The organism is Streptomyces sp. NPDC050145 (genome assembly GCF_044460245.1).
Lineage (GTDB): Bacteria > Actinomycetota > Actinomycetes > Streptomycetales > Streptomycetaceae > Streptomyces.
This window is the reverse complement of sequence record NZ_JBITJS010000006.1, coordinates 221,612-239,449: the sequence shown is the minus strand read 5'-3', so window position 1 is coordinate 239,449 and position 17,838 is coordinate 221,612. Positions and strand designations below refer to the sequence as shown.

Sequence of the window (17,838 nt, the reverse complement as noted above, 5' to 3'; positions counted from 1 at the left end):
GCGGCTCCGCCGCGTGGGCGCGAGAAGCCCCACCGGGCGGCACCCGGCGACGAAACCGGCGGAGCTACGGCGCTAGCGGGCCCGCTCAACCCTCCGCTCGTCCCACACAGGCTCCGGCGTCTCGCGGACCTGGCCGTCGGACCCGAACACGAGGAACCGGTCGAAGGACTTGGCGAACCACCGGTCGTGGGTCACGGCCAGCACCGTCCCCTCGAACGCCTCGAGCCCCTCCTGAAGGGCCTCGGCCGACTCCAGGTCGAGGTTGTCCGTCGGCTCGTCCAGAAGGAGAGCCGTCGCACCGGCCAGCTCCAGGAGCAGGATCTGGAAACGCGCCTGCTGCCCGCCGGACAGCCGCTCGAACTTCTGCTCGGCCTGCGCGGTGAGCTCGTAGCGCCGCAGGAGACTCATGGCCGCGCCCCGGTCCTTGGCGTGGTCGCGCCACAGGATGTCGAGCAGGAGCCGCCCCTGCAGCTCGGGGTGCGCGTGGGTCTGCGCGAAGTGGCCGGGCTCGACGCGGGCGCCGAGCTTCCAGGCCCCGGTGTGCGCCACGGACTCGTCGCCGGCGAGCAGCCGCAGGAAGTGCGACTTGCCCGAGCCGTTGGACCCGAGGACGGCGACCCGCTCGCCGTAGAAGACCTCCAGGTCGAAGGGCTTCATGAGGCCGGTCAGCTCCAGGCCCTGGCAGGTGACGGCCCGGATGCCGGTGCGGCCGCCCTTGAGCCGCATGGTGATGTCCTGGTCGCGCGGCGGCTCGGGCGGCGGCCCGGCCTCCTCGAACTTGCGCAGCCGCGTCTGGGCGGCCGCGTACCGGGACGCCATCTCGTGCGAGACGGCGGCGGCCTGCCGCAGGTTGAGGACCAGCTTCTTGAGCTGGGCGTGCTTCTCGTCCCAGCGGCGGCGCAGCTCCTCGAAGCGGGCGAAGCGCTCGCTCCGGGCCTCGTGGTACGTGGCGAAGCCGCCGCCGTGCACCCAGGCGTCGGCCCCGCCGGGTCCCGGCTCGACGCTCACGATCTTCTCGGCGGAGCGGGCGAGCAGCTCACGGTCGTGGGAGACGAACAGGACGGTCTTGCGGGTCTCGCGGAGCTTCTCCTCGAGCCAGCGCTTGCCGGGGACGTCCAGATAGTTGTCCGGCTCGTCGAGGAGCAGGACCTCGTCGGTGCCGCGCAGCAGCGCTTCGAGGACGAGCCGCTTCTGCTCGCCGCCGGAGAGGGTGCGGACCTCGCGGAACTGGGCCCGGTCGTAGGGCATGCCGAGCGCGGCCGTCGTGCACATGTCCCAGAGCGTCTCGGCCTCGTAGCCGTGGGCCTCGGCCCAGTCGGAGAGGGCCTGCGCGTACGCCATCTGCGCGGCCTCGTCGTCGACGGTCATGATCGCGTGCTCGGCCTTGTCGACGGCGCGGGCGGCCTCCCGGATGCGCGGACCGGAGACGGAGACGAGCAGGTCGCGCACGGTCGTCTCGTCGCGCACCGAGCCGACGAACTGGGGCATCACGCCGAGGCCACCGCTGATGGTGACGCCGCCTCCGTGCGGCTGCAGCTCGCCGGAGATCAGCTTGAGCAGTGTCGTCTTGCCCGCCCCGTTCGGCCCGACGAGGGCGACGACGGCGCCCTCTCCGACGCGGAACGACACATCACCGAGCAGCGCCCTCCCGTCCGGCAGGTAGTACTCGAGATGCGCGGCTTCCAGATGTCCCATGGTTCCGCATTCTGTGCGGCCGGGCGTGTCGCGGGCAAATGGCTTTCCCCCGGAACCGTGCCGTCCCGGTGGTCCCGGGACTCCGGGTGACGTGCCGGCGGGCTGCGCGGGTACACGTCCGGCATGCGATCCCTGCGTGACCTCACGTCCACGGGCACGGGCGGACCCGGCACCGGCCGGTCTCCGCGCGGCCGCCTCGCCGCCCTCGACCTGCGTCTCTTCGAGTTCGCCGCCGGAGCCCACTGGCCCGGCGCGGAGCGGATCCTGCCACGGCTGAGCCGGGCCGCGAACCACGGGGTGCTGTGGTTCGCGGCGGGCGGCGCCCTGGCGGCGACCGGTTCGCCCCGGGCCCGGCGCGCGGCGGTGCGCGGGGTGGCCTCGCTCGCGCTGGCCTCCGCGACGATCAACACGCTCGGCAAGCGGTCGGTGCGCCGGCCGCGTCCCGCGCTCGACGCGGTGCCCCTGGTGCGACAGCTGCACCGGCAGCCGTTCACGACCTCGTTCCCCTCCGGGCACTCCGCCTCGGCGGCGGCCTTCGCGACGGGCGTGGCGCTGGAGTCGCGCGGCTGGGGCGCGGCGCTCGCGCCGGTGGCGTTCTCGGTGGCGGCGTCCCGGGTCTACACAGGCGCGCACTTTCCCGGGGACGTCCTCGCGGGCGCGGCGCTGGGTGTGGGCGCCGCGTACGCGCTGCGCGGCCTCGTGCCGACCCGCGACCAGCTGCCGTCGCCGGGCAAGCCGGTGGTCGACGGGGTGCCGGCGCTGCCGGGCGGCGAGGGGCTCGTCATGGTGGTGAACAGCCAGGCCGGGAGCCCCGAGCGGGTCCGGGCGCTGGAGGACGCGCTGCCCCGCGCCGAGTTCGTGCACTGCACGGGTGCGGAGCTCGCGGCGGAGCTGGAGAAGGCGGCGCCGCGGGCCCGCGCGCTCGGCGTCTCGGGCGGCGACGGCTCGGTGAACACGGCGGCCGGGGTCGCGGTCCGGCACGCGCTGCCGCTGGTGGTCCTGCCCGGCGGCACCCTCAACCACTTCGCGTACGACCTGGGCATCGAGGACCCCGGGGACCTGCTGCGGGCGGTCGAACGGGGTCAGGCGGTGGCCGTGGACGTGGGCCGGTTCCGCTCGGGCGACACGTCCGGGATCTTCCTCAACACGCTGAGTCTGGGCGCGTATCCGGAGCTGGTGCGCGAGCGCGAGCGGTGGTCCGGGCGGGTCGGCGGTCCGCTCGCCGATGTCGTGGCGGCGGTCCACGTGCTGCGCCGGGACCATCCGCTGGAGGTGCTCGTCAAGGGCCGCCGGCGCCCGCTGTGGCTGCTGTTCGCGGGCAACTGCACGTACCGGCGCATGGGGTTGACCACGGGTCGGCGCACGGATCTCGCCGACGGGCTGCTCGACGTCCGCACGGTGGACGGCGGCCGGCTGCCGGGTCTGCGGCTGCTCGCGGCGGCCCTCGCGGGCCCGCTGTCCCGTTCCCCGTTCCACGCCGCGACCCGGCTCACGCGGCTCCACGTCGACGGCGTGACGCCCGGCACCCCGCTGGCCTACGACGGTGAAGTGACCGTGTGCGACGGCGCGTTGACGGTGCACAAGGAGCACGAAGGCCTGCGCGTGTACTGCCCGCCGACCGGAATCTGACACCCGATCACTTCACCTTCCCGCCCTGCGCTTGTCCACATCTCAAGACGGGTATCTCATCATGCGGCCGACCGGGCGTACGGTGATCACACACCCCGGGGCGTCCGCTCCGGGTGAGCCGTCGTTCCGTGAAAGGACCGGGCCATGTCGCAGGAGACCGCCGTGTACACCCACGGCCACCACGAGTCCGTACTGCGTTCGCACACCTGGCGCACCGCCGCCAACTCCGCGGCATACCTGCTCGGTTCGCTGAAGCCGCACATGAAGATCCTGGACATCGGCTGCGGGCCGGGCACCATCACCGCGGACCTGGCCGCGCTGGTCCCCGACGGGCACGTCACGGGCGCCGACCACGCCGAGGGCATCCTGGAGCAGGCCCGCGCCACCGCGGCCGAACGGGGCCTGACGAACGTCGACTTCACGACCGCCGACGTGCACGCGCTGGACTGGCCGGACGACACGTTCTGCGTCGTACACGCGCACCAGGTGCTGCAGCACGTCGGCGACCCGGTGCAGGCCCTGCGCGAGATGCGGCGCGTCACGAAGCCCGGCGGCATCGTCGCCGTGCGGGAGTCGGACTACGCGGCGATGACCTGGTACCCCGAGTCACCGGGGATGACGGCCTGGCAGGACCTGTACCAGCGGGTCGCACGGGCCAACGGCGGGGAGCCGGACGCCGGTCGGCGGCTGCGGTCGTGGGCCCTGGAAGCCGGTTACGGCGCGGCGGACGTCACGTCGTCGGCGAGCGTGTGGTGCTACGCGGCGCCGGACGAGATCGACTGGTGGCGCGGCCTGTGGGCGGACCGCACGGTGGCCTCCGCCTACGCGGACCGAGCGATCGAGGGCGGTCACGCGACGCGCGAGGAGCTGACAGCCGTGTCCGAGGCGTGGCGGGACTGGGGCACGCACGAGGACGCGTGGTTCATGGTGCCGCACGGGGAGATCCTGTGCCGTGAGTGAGCGCCGGGCGCGGGCGGTTCACTCGGGGTCCGCGGGCGGCGCGGGTCCCGGCTCGACGAAACTGTACGGCGGCAGCGGGCCGTTGACCTGGACCTCGACGTGCGGGTGGGTGCGCCGCACCTCCTCGACGGCGGTGAGCAGCGGTCCCGCGGCGCGTTCGTCCACGAGGAAGGACAGGTTCGCGAGGCCGCCCGTGTCGGCCGGTCCGGCGACGGTCGCGTCCGCCGCGGGTTCCAGCAGGTGCCGCAGCGCGGCGGCGTCCTGCTCCTCCCGCGCCCGCACGGCCGCGACGACGGTCTCGCCGAGCCGCTGCCGGTCCTCGTGCGTGCCGCCGCCCGCCGTGCGGTTACTCTCGGCCAGGTCGCGGATCCGGGTGTCCTCCGCCATGAGCCGGTGCAGGACGGCCTGTTCGTCGTGCTGCGCCCTGACGTTGTACTCGACCTTGCCGTCCAGCGCCCGCAGCCGCTCCAGCCAGTGTTCGGCACGCTCGGCGAGCACCGCCGCGACGGTCTCGTCGTCGGGGGCGACGCTGCCGAACCGCATCGGCAGCACCGGCCCGCCCCGCACCGTCCGGGAGAGCACCTTCTGGTGGGCGAGGAGGTCACGGCGCTCGGGGCGCAGCCCGTCGGGTGCCTCGCTGACGACGGCGGTCAGCGGGCCCCGGGTGACGGTGCGCACCGCGCGGGCCGGTTCGCCGATGCCGGCCAGGCCGTCGGGCAGGGCCGGGTGTTCCGCGTTGACGATTCCGTAGACGTAGGTGCCGGTCACTCGTACTCCTCCTGTCGACTGGTGCGACGTACAGACGGGCGACGTAGAAGCGGGCGAGGTACGGACGGTCACGCTCATATGCGTCCGGCGCCGGCCGGTGCGATCTCGTGCTCGACGAGCAGCTCGACGGCGGCCACGATCGACGCGGCGTCGATGCCGGCCTCGTGCAGCTGTTCCTCGGGGGTCGCGGAGCCGGGCGTCGAGCGGACACCGAGGCGGACCAGGCGCGGGGTCGGGGAGCCGTCGGAGAAGGCCTCGGCCACGGCGTCGCCGATGCCGCCCTCGGGGCGGTGGTCCTCGACGGTGAGCAGACAGCCGGTGGCGTCCGCCGCCTCGCGCAGCGTCTCCCGGTCCACGGGCTTCACGGAGTACAGGTCGACGACCCGCACGGGGATGCCGGTCCCGGCCAGCCGGTCGGCGGCGCGCAGCGCCTCGTGGACGGTGACGCCCGCGGCGACGACCGTGACGCGGTCGTCCTCCCCGGAGCGCAGCACCTTGCTGCCGCCGACGGGGAAGTCCTCGTGCGGCGGGTAGATCACGGGGGTGGCGCCGCGCAGGGTGCGCAGGTAGCGGATGCCGTCCAGGTCGGGCATGCGGGCGGTGAGCCGGGCCGTCTGGTTGGCGTCGCAGGGGTGGAGCACGGTCGAGCCGGGGATCGCGCGGAACATGGCGAGGTCCTCCAGGCCCATCTGGGAGGGGCCGTCCTGGCCGATGGCGACGCCGGCGTGCGAGCCGACGAGGTTGATGGAGGCGTCACTGACGGAGGCCATCCGCAGGAAGTCGTGGGCGCGGGTCAGGAACGCCGCGAAGGTGGCCGCGAACGGGGTCCAGCCCCGGGAGGCGATGCCGACGCTCGCGGCGACGAGCTGCTGCTCGGCGATGTAGCACTCGATGTACCGCTCGGGGTGGTCCTCGGCGAAGAGGTCCGCGCGGGTGGAGTCGCCGACCTCGCCGTCGAGCACGACGACGTCGCCGCGTGCGGTGCCGAGCGCGGCGAGGGCCCGGCCGAAGGCGTCGCGGGTGGCCACCTCGTCGCCGACCTCGTAGCGGGGCAGGTCGACGCGGTCGCGCCGCGCGGGGTGGCGGACCTGCACGGCGGGCGGCCGGGCCACCGCGACGTGGACGGCGCGGTCCCCGCCGAGCTCCTCGATCGCCGCGGCGGCGTCGGGCAGCGGTTTGCCGTGCCGGCCCTCCTTGTCCTCGACCTCGGCGACTCCCCTGCCCTTGAGGGTGCGCGCGAGGATCGCCGTGGGCTGCCCGACGGTCGCGCGGGCCTCGCCGAAGGCGCGGTCGATCGCGGCGACGTCGTGGCCGTCGATCTCGACGGTGTGCCAGCCGAACGCCCGGAAGCGGCGTCCGTAGGCGTCGAGGTCGTGGCCGTGCCGGGTGGGGCCGCGCTGACCCAGCCGGTTCACGTCGACGATCGCCACGAGGTGGTCGAGATGTTCGTATCCGGCCATCTCGGCGGCCTCCCAGACGGAGCCCTCGGCGAGCTCGCTGTCACCGCACAGCACGTACACGCGGAAACCGGCGTGGTCGAGGTGCTGTCCGGCGAGGGCGGTGCCGACGGCGACGGGCAGGCCCTGGCCCAGCGAGCCGGTCGCCGTCTCGACCCAGGGCAGCCGGCGCGGGGTCGGATGTCCTTCGAGACGGCTGCCGAGCCGGCGGAAGGTGAGCAGTTCGGTCTCGCCGATGGCCCCGGCCGCCTTGTACGCGGCGTAGAGCAGCGGTGACGCGTGGCCCTTGGACAGGATGAAGCGGTCGTTGCCGGGGTGGTCGGGGCGGGCGAAGTCGTAGTGCAGGTGGCGGGCGAGCAGCACGGCCATGAGGTCGGCGGCGGACATGGACGAGGTCGGGTGTCCGGAGCCGGCGGCGTCCGCGGCACGGACGGCGTCGACGCGCAGCTGTCGGGCGAGCGCCTGCAGTTCTGTATCGGTCTGGATGGTCACGACGGCCTCCGGTGTACGGGTCCGGTGGACGGGGCCGGGCGCGCGGCCGGCCAGGCTCTCCGCGTCCCCCTGCCTCGGGGTGTCAAACGTGCGCCGGTCCTCTCCCCCGGCGGCTTGCGGGAAGTGATCACGCGGCCGGAGCCCGCCAACTAGGCTTCCGGGCATGGAGATCCTGGGAACCACGCTGCGCATCTGCGTCGAGGACCTGGAGTCCTCGGTCGCCTTCTACGAGCGGCTCGCCGGCACCCCCGCCCTGCGCTTCGAGCGCGGCGGGGTCTCGGTGGCGGCTGTCGGCTGCTTCCTGCTGATGAGCGGCCCGGAGCGGGAGCTGGAGGTGCTGCGCAAGGTGTCCGCGACGATCGCGGTGCGGGACGTGGACGAGGCGAAGGACGCGCTGACGGCCTCGGGCGCCCAGGTCCTCGCCGGCCCCGTGGGCACCCCGGCGGGGCGCAACCTGATCGCGCTGCACCCGGACGGCTCGGTGTTCGAGTACGTGGACCGGCAGGCGGCCGAGACGGCCTGATCCGGCGGCCGCGCCACGTATCCTCGCCCCGAGTACGAGGGTGAAGGACGGGGTGCAGACATGGCCGGGAGCGCTAAGGACCGAGGGCGTGCGGACGGGACCGGGAAAGAGTCCGGGAACGGGCCCGCGAAGGACTCGAAGGACGCGAAGGAGAGCGGGAGCGGGGCCGGGAACGGTCAGGGGCACGTCTCCCTGAGCGACCGGGCGCGCGAGGCGGTGCGGGAGCGGATCGTGGACCGCCGCTACCCGATGGGCTCGCGCCTCGTGGAGCGCGAGGTCGCGGCCGAGCTGGACATGTCCCGCGTGCCGGTGCGCGAGGCGCTGCGCGCGCTGGTCGCGGAGGGCCTGCTCGAACTGCTGCCGCGCAGCGGTGTGCGGGTGCGCAGCCTGGAGCGGGCCGACGTCCGGCATCTGTACGAGGTGTGGGAGCCGCTCGCGGTGCAGGCCTCGCGGCTCGCGGCCCGCAAGGTGGCGGCGGCCGGTGCGGACGAGGAGCAGGTCCTGGCCACGCTGCGCGCCACGCTGGAGACGGCGGAGCGGGCCGCGGCGGCGGACCGGGGCAAGGAGGAGGTGGCCGCGCACACCGCCTTCCACGAGGAGATCGTCGCGCTGTGCGACAACCCGCTGCTCGCCCGCACGATGGAACAGCTCAGCTGGCAGTTGCAGCTGGTGTTCGGGCTGCGCGAGGAGCCGGCGCACATGCGGGCCCAGCACGCGGACATGTTCCGGCACATCGCGGCGGGCGACGCGGAGTCGGCCGCGGCCAGCACGCTGCTGCACGTGCGGGACAGCCGTGCGGTGGCCGAGCGCTCCCTGTTCGGCACGGCCGGTGTCGACGGTGGCGACGGTGACGGCCACATCGACGCCGAGCTGTATACCAAAACGGAGGAGGCCGCGCCCCCGAAGAAGCGAAAGTCCCGGCAATCGTCGTGAAATCCCCCTGAGCACTGCCATCCCTCGGACAGATCCTTGCCGCGCCTTCCCCGATTGGTATACCAATAGGCCAGCAAGACGATCCGCCCCCGAGGAGTCCGCAATGTGCGTCGAATCGACCCCGCCGCCGTCCGCCCGTCTGACCCGCCGCGGTGTGCTCGCCGCCTCCGCCGCCCTGGCCGGCACCGCGACCGCGTTCGCCGCCGGTGCCTCGCCCGCCTCGGCGGCCTCCGGCGGCGCCGCGCGCCGCTCCGAGAACCCCGGCCGCAGCGGTGACCTGGTCGTCGAGGGCGGCGCGCTGCTCGACCCGGCGACCGGCGACGTCGTCGAGGACGCGGTCGTCGTCATCCAGGGCGGCGTGGTCCGCGCGGCCGGCCGCCGCGGCCGCGTCGACGTACCGAAGGACGCGCCCCGGCTGGACGCGCAGGGCAGCTGGGTGCTCCCCGGTCTCGTGGACTCGCACATCCACATCAACACCGTGGCCGAGGCCAGGTCCGCGCTGCGTCAGGGCGCCACCACCGCGCGCAGCGGCTCCACGAACTTCTACCAGGACATCGCCGTGCGCGAGCTGGCCCGGCAGGCGCCGGAGCTCGCGCCGCGGCTGCGCGCCGCCGGTGTGTTCGTCTCGCCCGACCTCGGCGACACGATCCTCGGCGACCCCGACCTCACCGCGCTGGCCCGCCTCAAGGGCGGCGTCGTGTCCGCCGCGGCGCTGCGCCGCGTCGTCGAGGTGAACGTGGCGCGCGGCGCCGACGTCATCAAGACCCGGTCCAACCCGCGCGCGGGCCTCGCCGAGCAGGACCCGCTGGAGCAGGTCTACACGTACGAGCAGCTCTCCGAGATCGTCTCGACCGCCAAGAAGCACGGCAAGGGCGTCCTGTGCCACAGCTACAGCGAGCAGGGCTGCCACGACGCGGTGACCGCGGGCATCCGCTCGCTGGAGCACGGCGCGTTCGTCGGTGAGCGCACGCTGCACGAGATGCGCCGCCGCGGCACGTACTTCACGCCGACCATCGGCGCCATCGCCGGCATGATCGGCGACAAGGACCCGGTCCTCGACGAGCGCGGCCGCACCTACACCCCGCTGCTGAAGAAGGCAGCCCTCGCCGCGCACCAGATGGGTGTGCCGGTGGTCTCCGGCACGGACTCCTCCGGCGGCACCGTCGAGCCCATCGGCGGCGAGATCGAGCTCATGCACTCGGCCGGGTTCAGCCCGCTCGACGCGATCCGCACCGCCACGGTCAACGCGGCGAAGCTGCTCGGCCTCTCCGACACCGTGGGCCGCCTGGCCCGGGGCTTCGCCGGTGACCTGATCCTCGTGTCCGGCGACCCGCTGGCCGACCTCTCGGTCCTCAAGACCCCCACCCGCGTGGTGCACTCGGGCATCGCGGTCTGAAGCCCGCCGCCACGCACGACCCGTACGTCTCTCACACCCCCATGAGGAGCAACGTATGACTCCCCCTTCCCTGTCCCGTCGCGGTGTCCTGGCGGGCGCCGCGTCCCTCGGCGCGGCGACCCTCGCCCCGGCGGGGGCGGCACAGGCCGCGTCCGGCAGCGGGCGCGCGGAGCCGCGCAAGGCCGTGGTGTTCCGCAACATCCGGCCGTTCGGGGCCGACGAGGCCGTGGACCTCACGGTCATCAACGGTGTCTTCTCGGACGAGCCGGCGCCCAAGGGCGCCAAGGTCGTCTACGGTGACGGCCGCATCGCGCTGCCGTCGCTGGTCGACGCGCACATCCACCCGGACAAGACGAGCTGGGGCGGCTCCTGGGTGACCCGCAAGCCGGCGAACTCCATCGCCGAGTTCTGCGAGCAGGACGTCGAGCTGTTCAAGGCGCAGAAGCGTCCCGTCGGTGAGCGTGCCTACGGTCTGATGGCGCACGCCGTCACCCGCGGCACCCGCGCCATGCGGGCGCACGCCGACGTGGCGCCGGCCTTCGGTCTCGCCGGGCTCGAGGGCATCGCCGAGGCGCGGGAGCGGCTCGCCGACGCGCTCGACGTGCAGCTCGTGGCCTTCCCGCAGCACGGTGTCGTACGGACGCCGGGCACGGACAAGCTCCTCGCGGAGGCGGCCCGCACGGGGCTGATCGACATGGTCGGCGGCATCGACCCGATCAGCTTCGACCACGCCCTCGACGAGCAGCTCGACTTCGTCTTCGACCTCGCGGACAAGCACGGCATCGGGGTGGACATCCACCTCCACGACCGTGACGAGAAGGGCACGAAGGTGCTGCGCGGCATCATCGACCGTACGAAGGCGCTGTCGCTGCGCGGCAAGGTGACGGTCAGTCACGTGTTCTGCCTGCCGTACCTGTCGGAGGGCGAGCTCGACACGATGGCCGGCGAGCTGGCGGCGCAGGACATCGCGCTCACCACGGTGGCGCCGGGTCCCAACACGGTGCTGCCGATCGCCGCGCTGCAGAAGCACGGGGTACGGGTCGGGCTGGGCTCGGACGGGGTCCGGGACTCCTGGAGCCCGTTCGGCAACGCGGACATGCTGCACCGGGCGCACATCCTCGGCCAGATCACGGACGTCCGCCTCGACGAGGAACTGACCGCGTGCTACACGGTCGGTGCGAACGGCTCCGCCGACGTGATGGGCCTGCCCCACGTCGACTTCAAGCCCGGGTCGCCGGCCGACTTCGTCCTGGTGCGGGGCGAGTGCGTGCCGCAGATCGTGGTCGACATGCCGCAGCGCGACATGGTCGTCCACGGGGGCCAGGTAGTGGCCCGCGCCGGCGAGCTCGTCTGACCCGTCACCGCTAGCTCGCCAGTTCCCCGCGCCCTGGGGCTCAATCGCCGGAGGGGTTTGAGTGCGGCTCTCCCGCCGCGGGGGCTGGTCGCGCAGTTCCCCGCGCCCCTGAAGGCATGCGCTGCGCGCAGCCTTCCCCTGAGATGGCGCACGAAGTGCGCATCTCAGGGGCGCGGGGAACTGCGCGAGAAGCCCCACCGGGCCGCACCCGGCGACGATTCCGCAACCCGCAACGGCGCCGCCCCCCTCACGCGTCGGGCCGCATCCGGAAGTCGTACGCCGGAGGCAGAGGCTCGTCGGGGGCCACCCGAGCCCAGAGATCGGCCAGAACTTCCGCACCCTCGCGGAGATCTGCCACCTCGAACCCGGCCACGAAAACCTCCCGCGCCCCCGGGACGTCCCCCTCGGCCAGCAGCAACTCGGCCTCCAGCAACCGGAACCGCCCCCGCGCCCGCGTCTCGGGGTGCACCCGATCCCAGACATCCCGGGCCGCCTGAACCCGCCCCACGGACAAGAGCGCCGAGATGGCCTCCCGCCCGAGCGCCGCGGACACCGCGACCCAGACCTCACCCCCGTCACGCCGCTCCGCGCACAGGTCGTCGAACGCCTCCGCGTACCGGTCCGCGGCCCGTTCCGCGAACCCCTCCGCCGCGTCCGCGACCGCGAGACACCGCAGCAACGGCCAGAGCGACGGGGCGAGTTCGAGCCCGCGCTCCCAGCTCCGCACCGCCTGCGCCCGATCCCCGGCGTGCCACTGCGCGACCCCGAGGTGGTACTCGGACAGCGGCCTGGCCGGGGCCGTCTCCAGCATGTCCCGCCACTCCGGCGCGACGAGCGTGGGCCCGGGCGGCCCGACCCGCCGCGGCTCAGGGAACGCCCCGGTCTCGAGCAGCTCCCGCCACGGCTCCTGAGCCGCCCCGAGTGTCGACTCCTCGAACGGCGTTCCCGCCAACTTCCCACCCGTACGCAGCAGTTCGAGCGCACCCCAGCCCGACCCGTCGGCCAGCCGCTCCCCGGGTTCGGCGTCGGCGCACGGCAGCCACGCCGCGTACGCCGCGTCCACGTCCGCCCGCGGCAGCACCTCCCCGAGCCGCCGCTCGACCTCGCCGACGGCCGCGCCCCAGTCCCCCGCACCGTGCACGAGTGCCGGGTCGGCGGCCATCGGCCCGTAGGCCTCCAGCCAGCTGAACTCGCCCTCGGCCTCCAGGCGTACGTGCTCCAGCTGGGTCCGGGCGAGCCCCGCCTGGATCTCGCAGTAGCCCCCGGTGCCGGGCTCGGTCAGCCAGTCCTGCCAGCGCCGCCCTCCGGTGCCGCCGCCCCACACGAAGAGCTTGCGGCCGCGCAGCGCGTCGGTCGAGGTCTGCACGAGCCCGTGCCCCGCGTCGTCGAGCGCGGCGACCCAGCGCCGCCGCCCGTCCTCGACCTCGTAGAACCAGTCGGCGGGGTACTCGCTGTTCAGCGGGTACGTGCGGTCGGCGCCCTCGGAGACGGGGACCGGGACCCGGCGCAGAGTGTGGGTGTACCCGAAGTGCCAGGCCTCCTCGGCGGGGGCGAGGACGCGGCGCTCCTCGGGCACGGCGATGTTCGACCACCAGTACACGGGCGCGGGCTTCTCGTGCGGATTGCGGATCCGCACGCCCACGTAGAGGAAGTCGGAGCCGTCGGGGAGCCACAGGTCGACCTGGAAGGGGAGGTCGCGCAGTCGTTCCCACTCCCACAGGCGCAGCATCGCGGTGCCGTCGGGCGCCTCGACCCGGGCGGCGTGCAGTGGCGCGCAGGACAGGGTGGTGTGTCCGGTGGCGCCGATGTTCCATTCGATGCCGCCGGAGAACCAGGCCCCGTTGAGCGCGAAGTCGGCGGGCTGGAACACCGGGTTGCGGTACAGGAGTTCGCGCTCGGTGGGCTTGTGCCACAGGGAGGCGACACGGCCGCCGAGGCCGGGCAGGACGGTGGCGCGCAGCCGGTCGTTCTCGATGACGATCGTGTCGAGGGTGACGGGCGCGCGGTCGCGCCCGTAGCCGTCGCGGATCCGCTCGGGCAGGACGCTGGTCAGCGGCCGGTAGCCGAGCTGCCGGGCCATGCCGAGCGGCAGGCCCTCGCGGGAGCGCTCGTCGATGCGGTGCGCCTCGTCGAGGGGGTGCAGGGGTGGCAGCGGGTTCGTGGGTCCCAACGCGACGCCCGGCAGGGTCAGTGCCTCGCGGCGTATGTCGGTCACGGCTGCCTCCCGTCGCCTCGGGGCGCGGCCCGCCCCGATGACCATGGAACATGCTCATCGGGACGGTGACCAGGGGCCGCTCCGGTCAGGATTGCGCAAAGGCCGCGACGACGAGGTCGGTGAGCAGCGCGCCGGCCGTGCCGTCGGGGTCGAGGTCCGGGTCGTAGATCGTGATGTTCATGCCGACGCAGCGCGGGGAGGCGAGCAACGGGCGGAGCAGCGCGAGGAGTTCGTCGGGCAGCAGGCCGTCCGGGTCGGGGCTGTCGACGGCGGGCATGACGGACGGGTCGAGCACGTCGGCGTCCAGGTGCAGCCAGAACCCGTCGAGGACGGGGGTCTCCAGGCTCAGGACATGGCCGCGCACCAGCTCGTCGACGCCCCACTCGCGCAGTTCGCCGACCGTCGTGTTCGGGATCTTCAGCGCGGCCAGTTCGGCCCGGTCGTCCTCGAAGGCGTCGCGTCCGCCGAACAGCCGCACGTCCTCGTCCCGCAGGTACGGGCGCAGACCCTCGATGTCGGTGAGGTCGCTCTGGCCGCGTCCGGTGCCGAGCGCGAGCTCCTCCCCTCCGGCGGCGCCGATCCGGTCGGAGTTGCCGGGGTGGCGGAAGTCGGCGGAGGCGTCGACGGCGGCCAGTCCGTAGCGGCCGACGCGGCGCAGGGCGAGGGCCGCGCCGAGCTGGATCGAGCAGTCGCCGCCGAGCACGAGCGGGAAGTCTCCGGCCCACACGTGTCCCTCGATGCGGTCGGCCAGCTTGATCGTGTACGCGCGCAGGGCGGCCGCGTTGAAGACGCCGTCGCCCTCCTGCCAGTCGCCCCGGTCGTAGCGCGGCGGGACGACCACGCCGCCTTCGAGAGCGCCGAGCCGGCGCACGATGCCCTGCTCGCGCAGCGCTCCGGCCAGCTTGTAGACCCCGGGGACGGTGCCGGGGGCGGGCGGGCGCAGCCCCAGGTTGGAGGGGGCGTCGAGCGCGACGATATTCCGCATGCGCCTCACCCTGATCGACGTACCCTGGCCCCGTCAACGGACTCGTCGGCCCGCCGACGCCCCGTTCGCACCCCGCATCCCCCCGCCCGCCCCCAGAGGAGCACGACCCGTCATGGCCGAGCAGCACACCTACCGCGTGATCGTCCGCGGCACCTTCGACGGCCTGACCGAGGCGGCGCGCGAGCGGCTGCTCGCCGAGGTCGCGGAGCACGAGGGCATAGCCGGGATGCGTTTCGGCCCCGAGGGCTCGCTCGCCTACGACCGGGCGCTCAAGCACTTCTCGATGCGCTACGTCGTCGCGTCGGACCCGGCGGACGGGGACGAGATGGCGGGCGCGCTCGCGGAGGAGAGCGCCGGGACGTATCTGCGCGAGCGCGGGTACGGGCACGGGGAGCTGCGCTCGACGGTGACCGACATGGACACCATGAAGATCAACCGGAAGGCCGGCCGCTCCGCGCGCTGAGCAGCTGCCTGTCCCGCATCTGGGTGGTGAGCGCCCAGCGCTCGTGGTCGCGCCAGGCTCCGTCGATGAAGAGGAACTCGGGCGAGAAGCCTTCGAGGCGGAACCCGGCGCGCCGGGCGAGGGCGATGGAGGCCGCGTTGCCGGGCTGGGCGTTGATCTCCAGGCGGTGCAGCCCGAGCGGCCCGAAGGCCTGGTCCACGACGAGCGCGAGGCCCTCGCTCATGAGGCCGCGCCCCGCGGCGTGCGCGAAGGCCCCGTAGCCGAGGGCGCCGCAGCGGAAGGCGCCGTGCACCACGTTGTTGATGCTGATGTATCCGGCGAGGGCGCCGGTGTCCCGCTCGCACACCACGAATCCGTGCCGGTCCGGGGCGTCGATCAGCCGGTCGGCGTAGGTGGCGAAGGCGGCGGTGTCGGTGGGCGGGAAGAGCCAGGGGCGGTGCAGGTCCCGGCTCTCGCGCGCCCGCGCGACGAACTCGTCGCAGTCGTCGAGGGTGAGGGGCCGTATCGCGACGCGCGCGCTCTCGGCGGCAAGATCGTTCATCGGGCCAGCCTACGGATCTACTTGCGCCGCCTGCGCGTGAAATAGGCGCCGCAGCCCGCGCCGATGAGGGCGACCGCGGCCAGCGCCAGGTAGAGCGGCATGGACACCTCGGGGATCAGCAGCCGGATCTTCACCTCCTGGGTGTTCTCGAAGATGAAGACCAGGACGAGGACGGCGAGGACCAGCATCGCGATCCGGCCCGGCGTGAACATGCTGGTGCCGCGGCTCTTCGTGCTGCTCGCGGTGTCCTTGGGGCTCATCGGCCGTCCCTTCCCGTACCCGCCGGTCCCCCGGCGGCCGTCACCGTCTCCCCGCCCAGCATGGGCGGGGAGCGGGTGATCGCGCAGCGGCCGGGGGCCGTACGGGTGACGGGGCTGTTCGGGCTGTCCGGGGCTCAGGGGGCGACGACGGGCAGCTCCAGGGTGCCGGTGTCCTCGGGGGCGCTGACGACGGTGACGGGCTTGACGCCCTTGTTGCCGCCGTACGCGTCGTCGCTCGCCGCGATCACGAGCCGGATCCGGTGGCCCTTCTCGTAGCGGTGCACGATGCCGGGGAGCGTGACGGTGAACGGGCGGGTGACGTCCGGCACCCGGACGGGGGCGACGAGCCGGTGCACGAGCGTCTTCTTCCCGTCGGGCGCGACGTCGTACAGCTTCGCGAAGAGGACCAGCTTGTCGGCGGCGTCGCCGGAGTTCTGCACGCGTTCGCTGCGCGGCGACACCACCTTCAGGGTGGCCTTCGGCGCGCCGACGACGTCGGTGGGGCCGGTCAGCGGCTCGGTGGTCCAGTCGAGGTAGGTGCCGCGGATGTCGTACGGGGCCGGGTCGGGGAGCCCGATGATGCCGGCGAGGGAGGACTCGGAGTGGCTGGTCGGGACGAGCCAGTTGCGGTACTCGCGGCTGCCCCGGGCGACCTTCCGGCGGTTGTCGACGAGCTTGCCGTCGCCGGACAGGTACAGCTTCCGCGACAGGGCGGGCACGTCGGCGGCCGTGGCGTACGTCCCGTTCGGGTCGCCGATCCAGTCGCGGTAGTAGGCGAACGCGGGGCCGGTGTCGACGCCCTTCTCGTGGCGCAGGTACCGGTCGAACCAGGCGAGGACCCGCCGGCCGACGTAGCTCGTCTCCAAGTTGCCCTGCCCCAGGTTCAGTTCACCGCTCGCCGGGTCGGTGAGGCCGCCGCTGTGCCCCCAGGACTGCCAGATCATCTTGGCCGTGGTCCCCTGCGCGCGCAGGGTGTCGTAGGTCGCCCTGGCCTCGTTCAGGTTGAACAGACTGTCGGCCTGCCCCTGCACGAGCAGGGTCGGCGCCTTCACGTCCTTGAGGTACGAGACCGGGGACACGCTGCGCGCGTAGGCGAGCAGGTCCTTCGTCCGCTCCGCGGGGTAGCGGCCCGAGTTGAGGGTGCGGATCGTCTGGCAGGCGTCGTCGACGAAGTGCAGGCAGCCGAGCTTGTTGATGCGGGACGGGTCGAGGTTCGGCACGATGAGGGGCTGGCCCTCGCCCATGAGGAAGAAGCCGTTGCTCCACTGCCACTTGAAGGCGCCGGGCACCTCGCGGTCGGCCGCGTTCTGCGGGTCGAGCGAGTAGGCGAGGTCGTTCCAGGTGATGAGGGGGACGAGGGCGTCGACGCGGTGGTCGACGGAGGCCGTGGCCAGTTGGATCGCGCCGCCGTAGGAGCCGCCGATCATGCCGACGCGCGGGTCGCCCTCGCCGTCCTTCGTCACGTAGTCGGCCTTCGTGCCGTCGTTGGCGGCGCGGGTCCCGGCGAGGAAGTCGACGAGGGCGGAGGCGGCCTTGCCGTCGATGCGCGGGTCGTCGAGGGAGACGAGGCAGCCGGACTTGCCGAAGCCGAGCCCCGAGTAGACGAGCCCGACGTAGCCGCGCTGCGCGAAGGCCTTCCCGGTCGCGTCGGTGGACCCGTCGGACTTGCTGCCGCCGAAGCCGTTCGTGGTGAGGACGGCGGGGGCGGGGTGCGCGGCGTCCACGCCGGCGGGCCGGTACAGGTCGGCGTCGACGGTGCAGGTGCGGGTGCCGGTCTGCACGGTGAACTTGAGGGCGGTGACCGTGTACTGTCCCGTCGCCGCGGCGGGCGTGGCGCAGACGAGCGGAGTCGCCAGGGCGGCCGCGGCGGCGCCGAGGGCGATGGCCGGCTTGAGACGGGCTCTGGACACGGGGCCTCCACGCGGGCTTGTACCGACCGGTAAGTATGCGGGCGGAGCCATGGTGTGACACGTGTCATGGAGCGGTCAATGGGTGTGCGGGGGGATTTTGAGGCGGGCCGGAGCCTTCAAGCTCCGTTGCACGAACGGGAGTTGGGTCACGCGCGGGCCGGTGGGGGCTGGTCGCGCAGTTCCCCGCGCCCCTGGAAGGCATGCGGCTTCGCCGCGCCTTCCCCAGATGAAAGGCGCCCCGCACCTTGATCGGGGAA

15 protein-coding genes are annotated in these 17,838 nt (G+C 73.5%); 7 read left to right on the top strand and 8 right to left on the bottom strand.

The features are described 5' to 3' along the window. Positions 1-72: 72 nt before the first annotated feature. The gene (locus tag ACIBTU_RS14575; protein ID WP_399126433.1) at positions 73-1,695 is read right to left on the bottom strand and encodes an ABC-F family ATP-binding cassette domain-containing protein; all 1,623 of its coding nucleotides are present in this window, start codon (positions 1,693-1,695) and stop codon (positions 73-75) included. A 123-nt stretch (positions 1,696-1,818) separates the two neighbouring features. Between ACIBTU_RS14575 and ACIBTU_RS14570 the strand changes: the two genes are divergently transcribed. Further along, positions 1,819-3,324, top strand: coding sequence for a bifunctional phosphatase PAP2/diacylglycerol kinase family protein (locus ACIBTU_RS14570; RefSeq protein WP_399126432.1), 1,506 nt, complete (start codon positions 1,819-1,821; stop codon positions 3,322-3,324). Positions 3,325-3,468: 144 nt separating this feature from the next. Beyond that, positions 3,469-4,284: a class I SAM-dependent methyltransferase gene (locus tag ACIBTU_RS14565; protein ID WP_399126431.1), complete on the top strand. Its 816-nt coding sequence runs from the start codon at positions 3,469-3,471 to the stop codon at positions 4,282-4,284. An 18-nt stretch (positions 4,285-4,302) separates the two neighbouring features. On the opposite strand, the gene ACIBTU_RS14560 is transcribed toward ACIBTU_RS14565, so the two are convergent. Further along, a complete protein-coding gene (locus ACIBTU_RS14560) occupies positions 4,303-5,052 on the bottom strand; it encodes a GvpL/GvpF family gas vesicle protein (protein ID WP_399126430.1) in 750 nt (249 codons plus the stop codon). 74 nt (positions 5,053-5,126) lie between these two features. Further along, on the bottom strand, positions 5,127-7,001 hold the full coding sequence (locus ACIBTU_RS14555) for a transketolase (protein ID WP_399126429.1): 1,875 nt from the start codon (positions 6,999-7,001) through the stop codon (positions 5,127-5,129). Positions 7,002-7,164: 163 nt separating this feature from the next. Here ACIBTU_RS14555 and ACIBTU_RS14550 point away from each other — a divergent pair, with 163 nt between their 5' ends. The 4 genes from ACIBTU_RS14550 (at position 7,165) to ACIBTU_RS14535 (ending at position 11,207) form a co-directional block, all read left to right on the top strand. Further along, positions 7,165-7,524, top strand: coding sequence for a VOC family protein (locus ACIBTU_RS14550; RefSeq protein ID WP_399126428.1), 360 nt, complete (start codon positions 7,165-7,167; stop codon positions 7,522-7,524). Between the two features lie 60 nt (positions 7,525-7,584). Beyond that, a complete protein-coding gene (locus ACIBTU_RS14545; RefSeq protein WP_399126427.1) occupies positions 7,585-8,457 on the top strand; it encodes a GntR family transcriptional regulator in 873 nt (290 codons plus the stop codon). A gap of 103 nt (positions 8,458-8,560) precedes the next feature. Next, positions 8,561-9,853 (top strand): amidohydrolase family protein, encoded by a 1,293-nt coding sequence (locus ACIBTU_RS14540; RefSeq protein WP_399126426.1) that lies wholly within the window; start codon positions 8,561-8,563, stop codon positions 9,851-9,853. Positions 9,854-9,908: 55 nt separating this feature from the next. After that, positions 9,909-11,207: an amidohydrolase gene (locus tag ACIBTU_RS14535; RefSeq protein ID WP_399126425.1), complete on the top strand. Its 1,299-nt coding sequence runs from the start codon at positions 9,909-9,911 to the stop codon at positions 11,205-11,207. A gap of 247 nt (positions 11,208-11,454) precedes the next feature. Here the strand turns inward: ACIBTU_RS14535 and ACIBTU_RS14530 are convergent, their stop codons facing one another. Next, a complete protein-coding gene (locus tag ACIBTU_RS14530; RefSeq protein WP_399126424.1) occupies positions 11,455-13,467 on the bottom strand; it encodes a DUF5107 domain-containing protein in 2,013 nt (670 codons plus the stop codon). A 40-nt stretch (positions 13,468-13,507) separates the two neighbouring features. Then, a complete protein-coding gene (locus ACIBTU_RS14525; protein ID WP_399126423.1) occupies positions 13,508-14,407 on the bottom strand; it encodes an arginase family protein in 900 nt (299 codons plus the stop codon). Between the two features lie 112 nt (positions 14,408-14,519). On the opposite strand from ACIBTU_RS14525, the gene ACIBTU_RS14520 reads away from it, so the two are divergent. Beyond that, entirely contained in the window at positions 14,520-14,870 is a 351-nt protein-coding gene (locus ACIBTU_RS14520; protein WP_399126422.1) for a DUF6204 family protein, read from the top strand. Here ACIBTU_RS14520 and ACIBTU_RS14515 read toward each other — a convergent pair. From ACIBTU_RS14515 to ACIBTU_RS14505, 3 genes are all read right to left on the bottom strand, one after another. Then, positions 14,839-15,411, bottom strand: a complete 573-nt coding sequence (locus tag ACIBTU_RS14515; RefSeq protein WP_399126421.1) for a GNAT family N-acetyltransferase — start codon at positions 15,409-15,411, stop codon at positions 14,839-14,841. The two genes, ACIBTU_RS14520 and ACIBTU_RS14515, sit on opposite strands and share 32 nt — an antisense overlap. Positions 15,412-15,428: 17 nt before the next feature. Further along, positions 15,429-15,671 carry a lipopolysaccharide assembly protein LapA domain-containing protein gene (locus ACIBTU_RS14510; RefSeq protein WP_399126420.1) on the bottom strand — a complete coding sequence of 81 codons (243 nt, stop codon included), beginning with the start codon at positions 15,669-15,671 and terminating at the stop codon, positions 15,429-15,431. Between the two features lie 134 nt (positions 15,672-15,805). Beyond that, the gene (locus ACIBTU_RS14505) at positions 15,806-17,632 is read right to left on the bottom strand and encodes a CocE/NonD family hydrolase (RefSeq protein WP_399126419.1); all 1,827 of its coding nucleotides are present in this window, start codon (positions 17,630-17,632) and stop codon (positions 15,806-15,808) included. Positions 17,633-17,838 lie beyond the last annotated feature (206 nt).

What these genes read in the sequence shown, in the direction of transcription:
- ACIBTU_RS14575 (WP_399126433.1), bottom strand. Translation starts at nt 1,695, where the DNA reads ATGGGACATCTGGAAGCCGCGCATCTCGAGTACTACCTGCCGGACGGG.
- ACIBTU_RS14510 (WP_399126420.1), bottom strand. Translation starts at nt 15,671, where the DNA reads ATGAGCCCCAAGGACACCGCGAGCAGCACGAAGAGCCGCGGCACCAGC.
- ACIBTU_RS14530 (WP_399126424.1), bottom strand. Translation starts at nt 13,467, where the DNA reads ATGGTCATCGGGGCGGGCCGCGCCCCGAGGCGACGGGAGGCAGCCGTG.
- ACIBTU_RS14545 (WP_399126427.1), top strand. Translation starts at nt 7,585, where the DNA reads ATGGCCGGGAGCGCTAAGGACCGAGGGCGTGCGGACGGGACCGGGAAA.
- ACIBTU_RS14550 (WP_399126428.1), top strand. Translation starts at nt 7,165, where the DNA reads ATGGAGATCCTGGGAACCACGCTGCGCATCTGCGTCGAGGACCTGGAG.
- ACIBTU_RS14505 (WP_399126419.1), bottom strand. Translation starts at nt 17,632, where the DNA reads ATGGCTCCGCCCGCATACTTACCGGTCGGTACAAGCCCGCGTGGAGGC.
- ACIBTU_RS14570 (WP_399126432.1), top strand. Translation starts at nt 1,819, where the DNA reads ATGCGATCCCTGCGTGACCTCACGTCCACGGGCACGGGCGGACCCGGC.
- ACIBTU_RS14520 (WP_399126422.1), top strand. Translation starts at nt 14,520, where the DNA reads ATGGCCGAGCAGCACACCTACCGCGTGATCGTCCGCGGCACCTTCGAC.
- ACIBTU_RS14515 (WP_399126421.1), bottom strand. Translation starts at nt 15,411, where the DNA reads ATGAACGATCTTGCCGCCGAGAGCGCGCGCGTCGCGATACGGCCCCTC.
- ACIBTU_RS14535 (WP_399126425.1), top strand. Translation starts at nt 9,909, where the DNA reads ATGACTCCCCCTTCCCTGTCCCGTCGCGGTGTCCTGGCGGGCGCCGCG.
- ACIBTU_RS14565 (WP_399126431.1), top strand. Translation starts at nt 3,469, where the DNA reads ATGTCGCAGGAGACCGCCGTGTACACCCACGGCCACCACGAGTCCGTA.
- ACIBTU_RS14540 (WP_399126426.1), top strand. Translation starts at nt 8,561, where the DNA reads ATGTGCGTCGAATCGACCCCGCCGCCGTCCGCCCGTCTGACCCGCCGC.
- ACIBTU_RS14525 (WP_399126423.1), bottom strand. Translation starts at nt 14,407, where the DNA reads ATGCGGAATATCGTCGCGCTCGACGCCCCCTCCAACCTGGGGCTGCGC.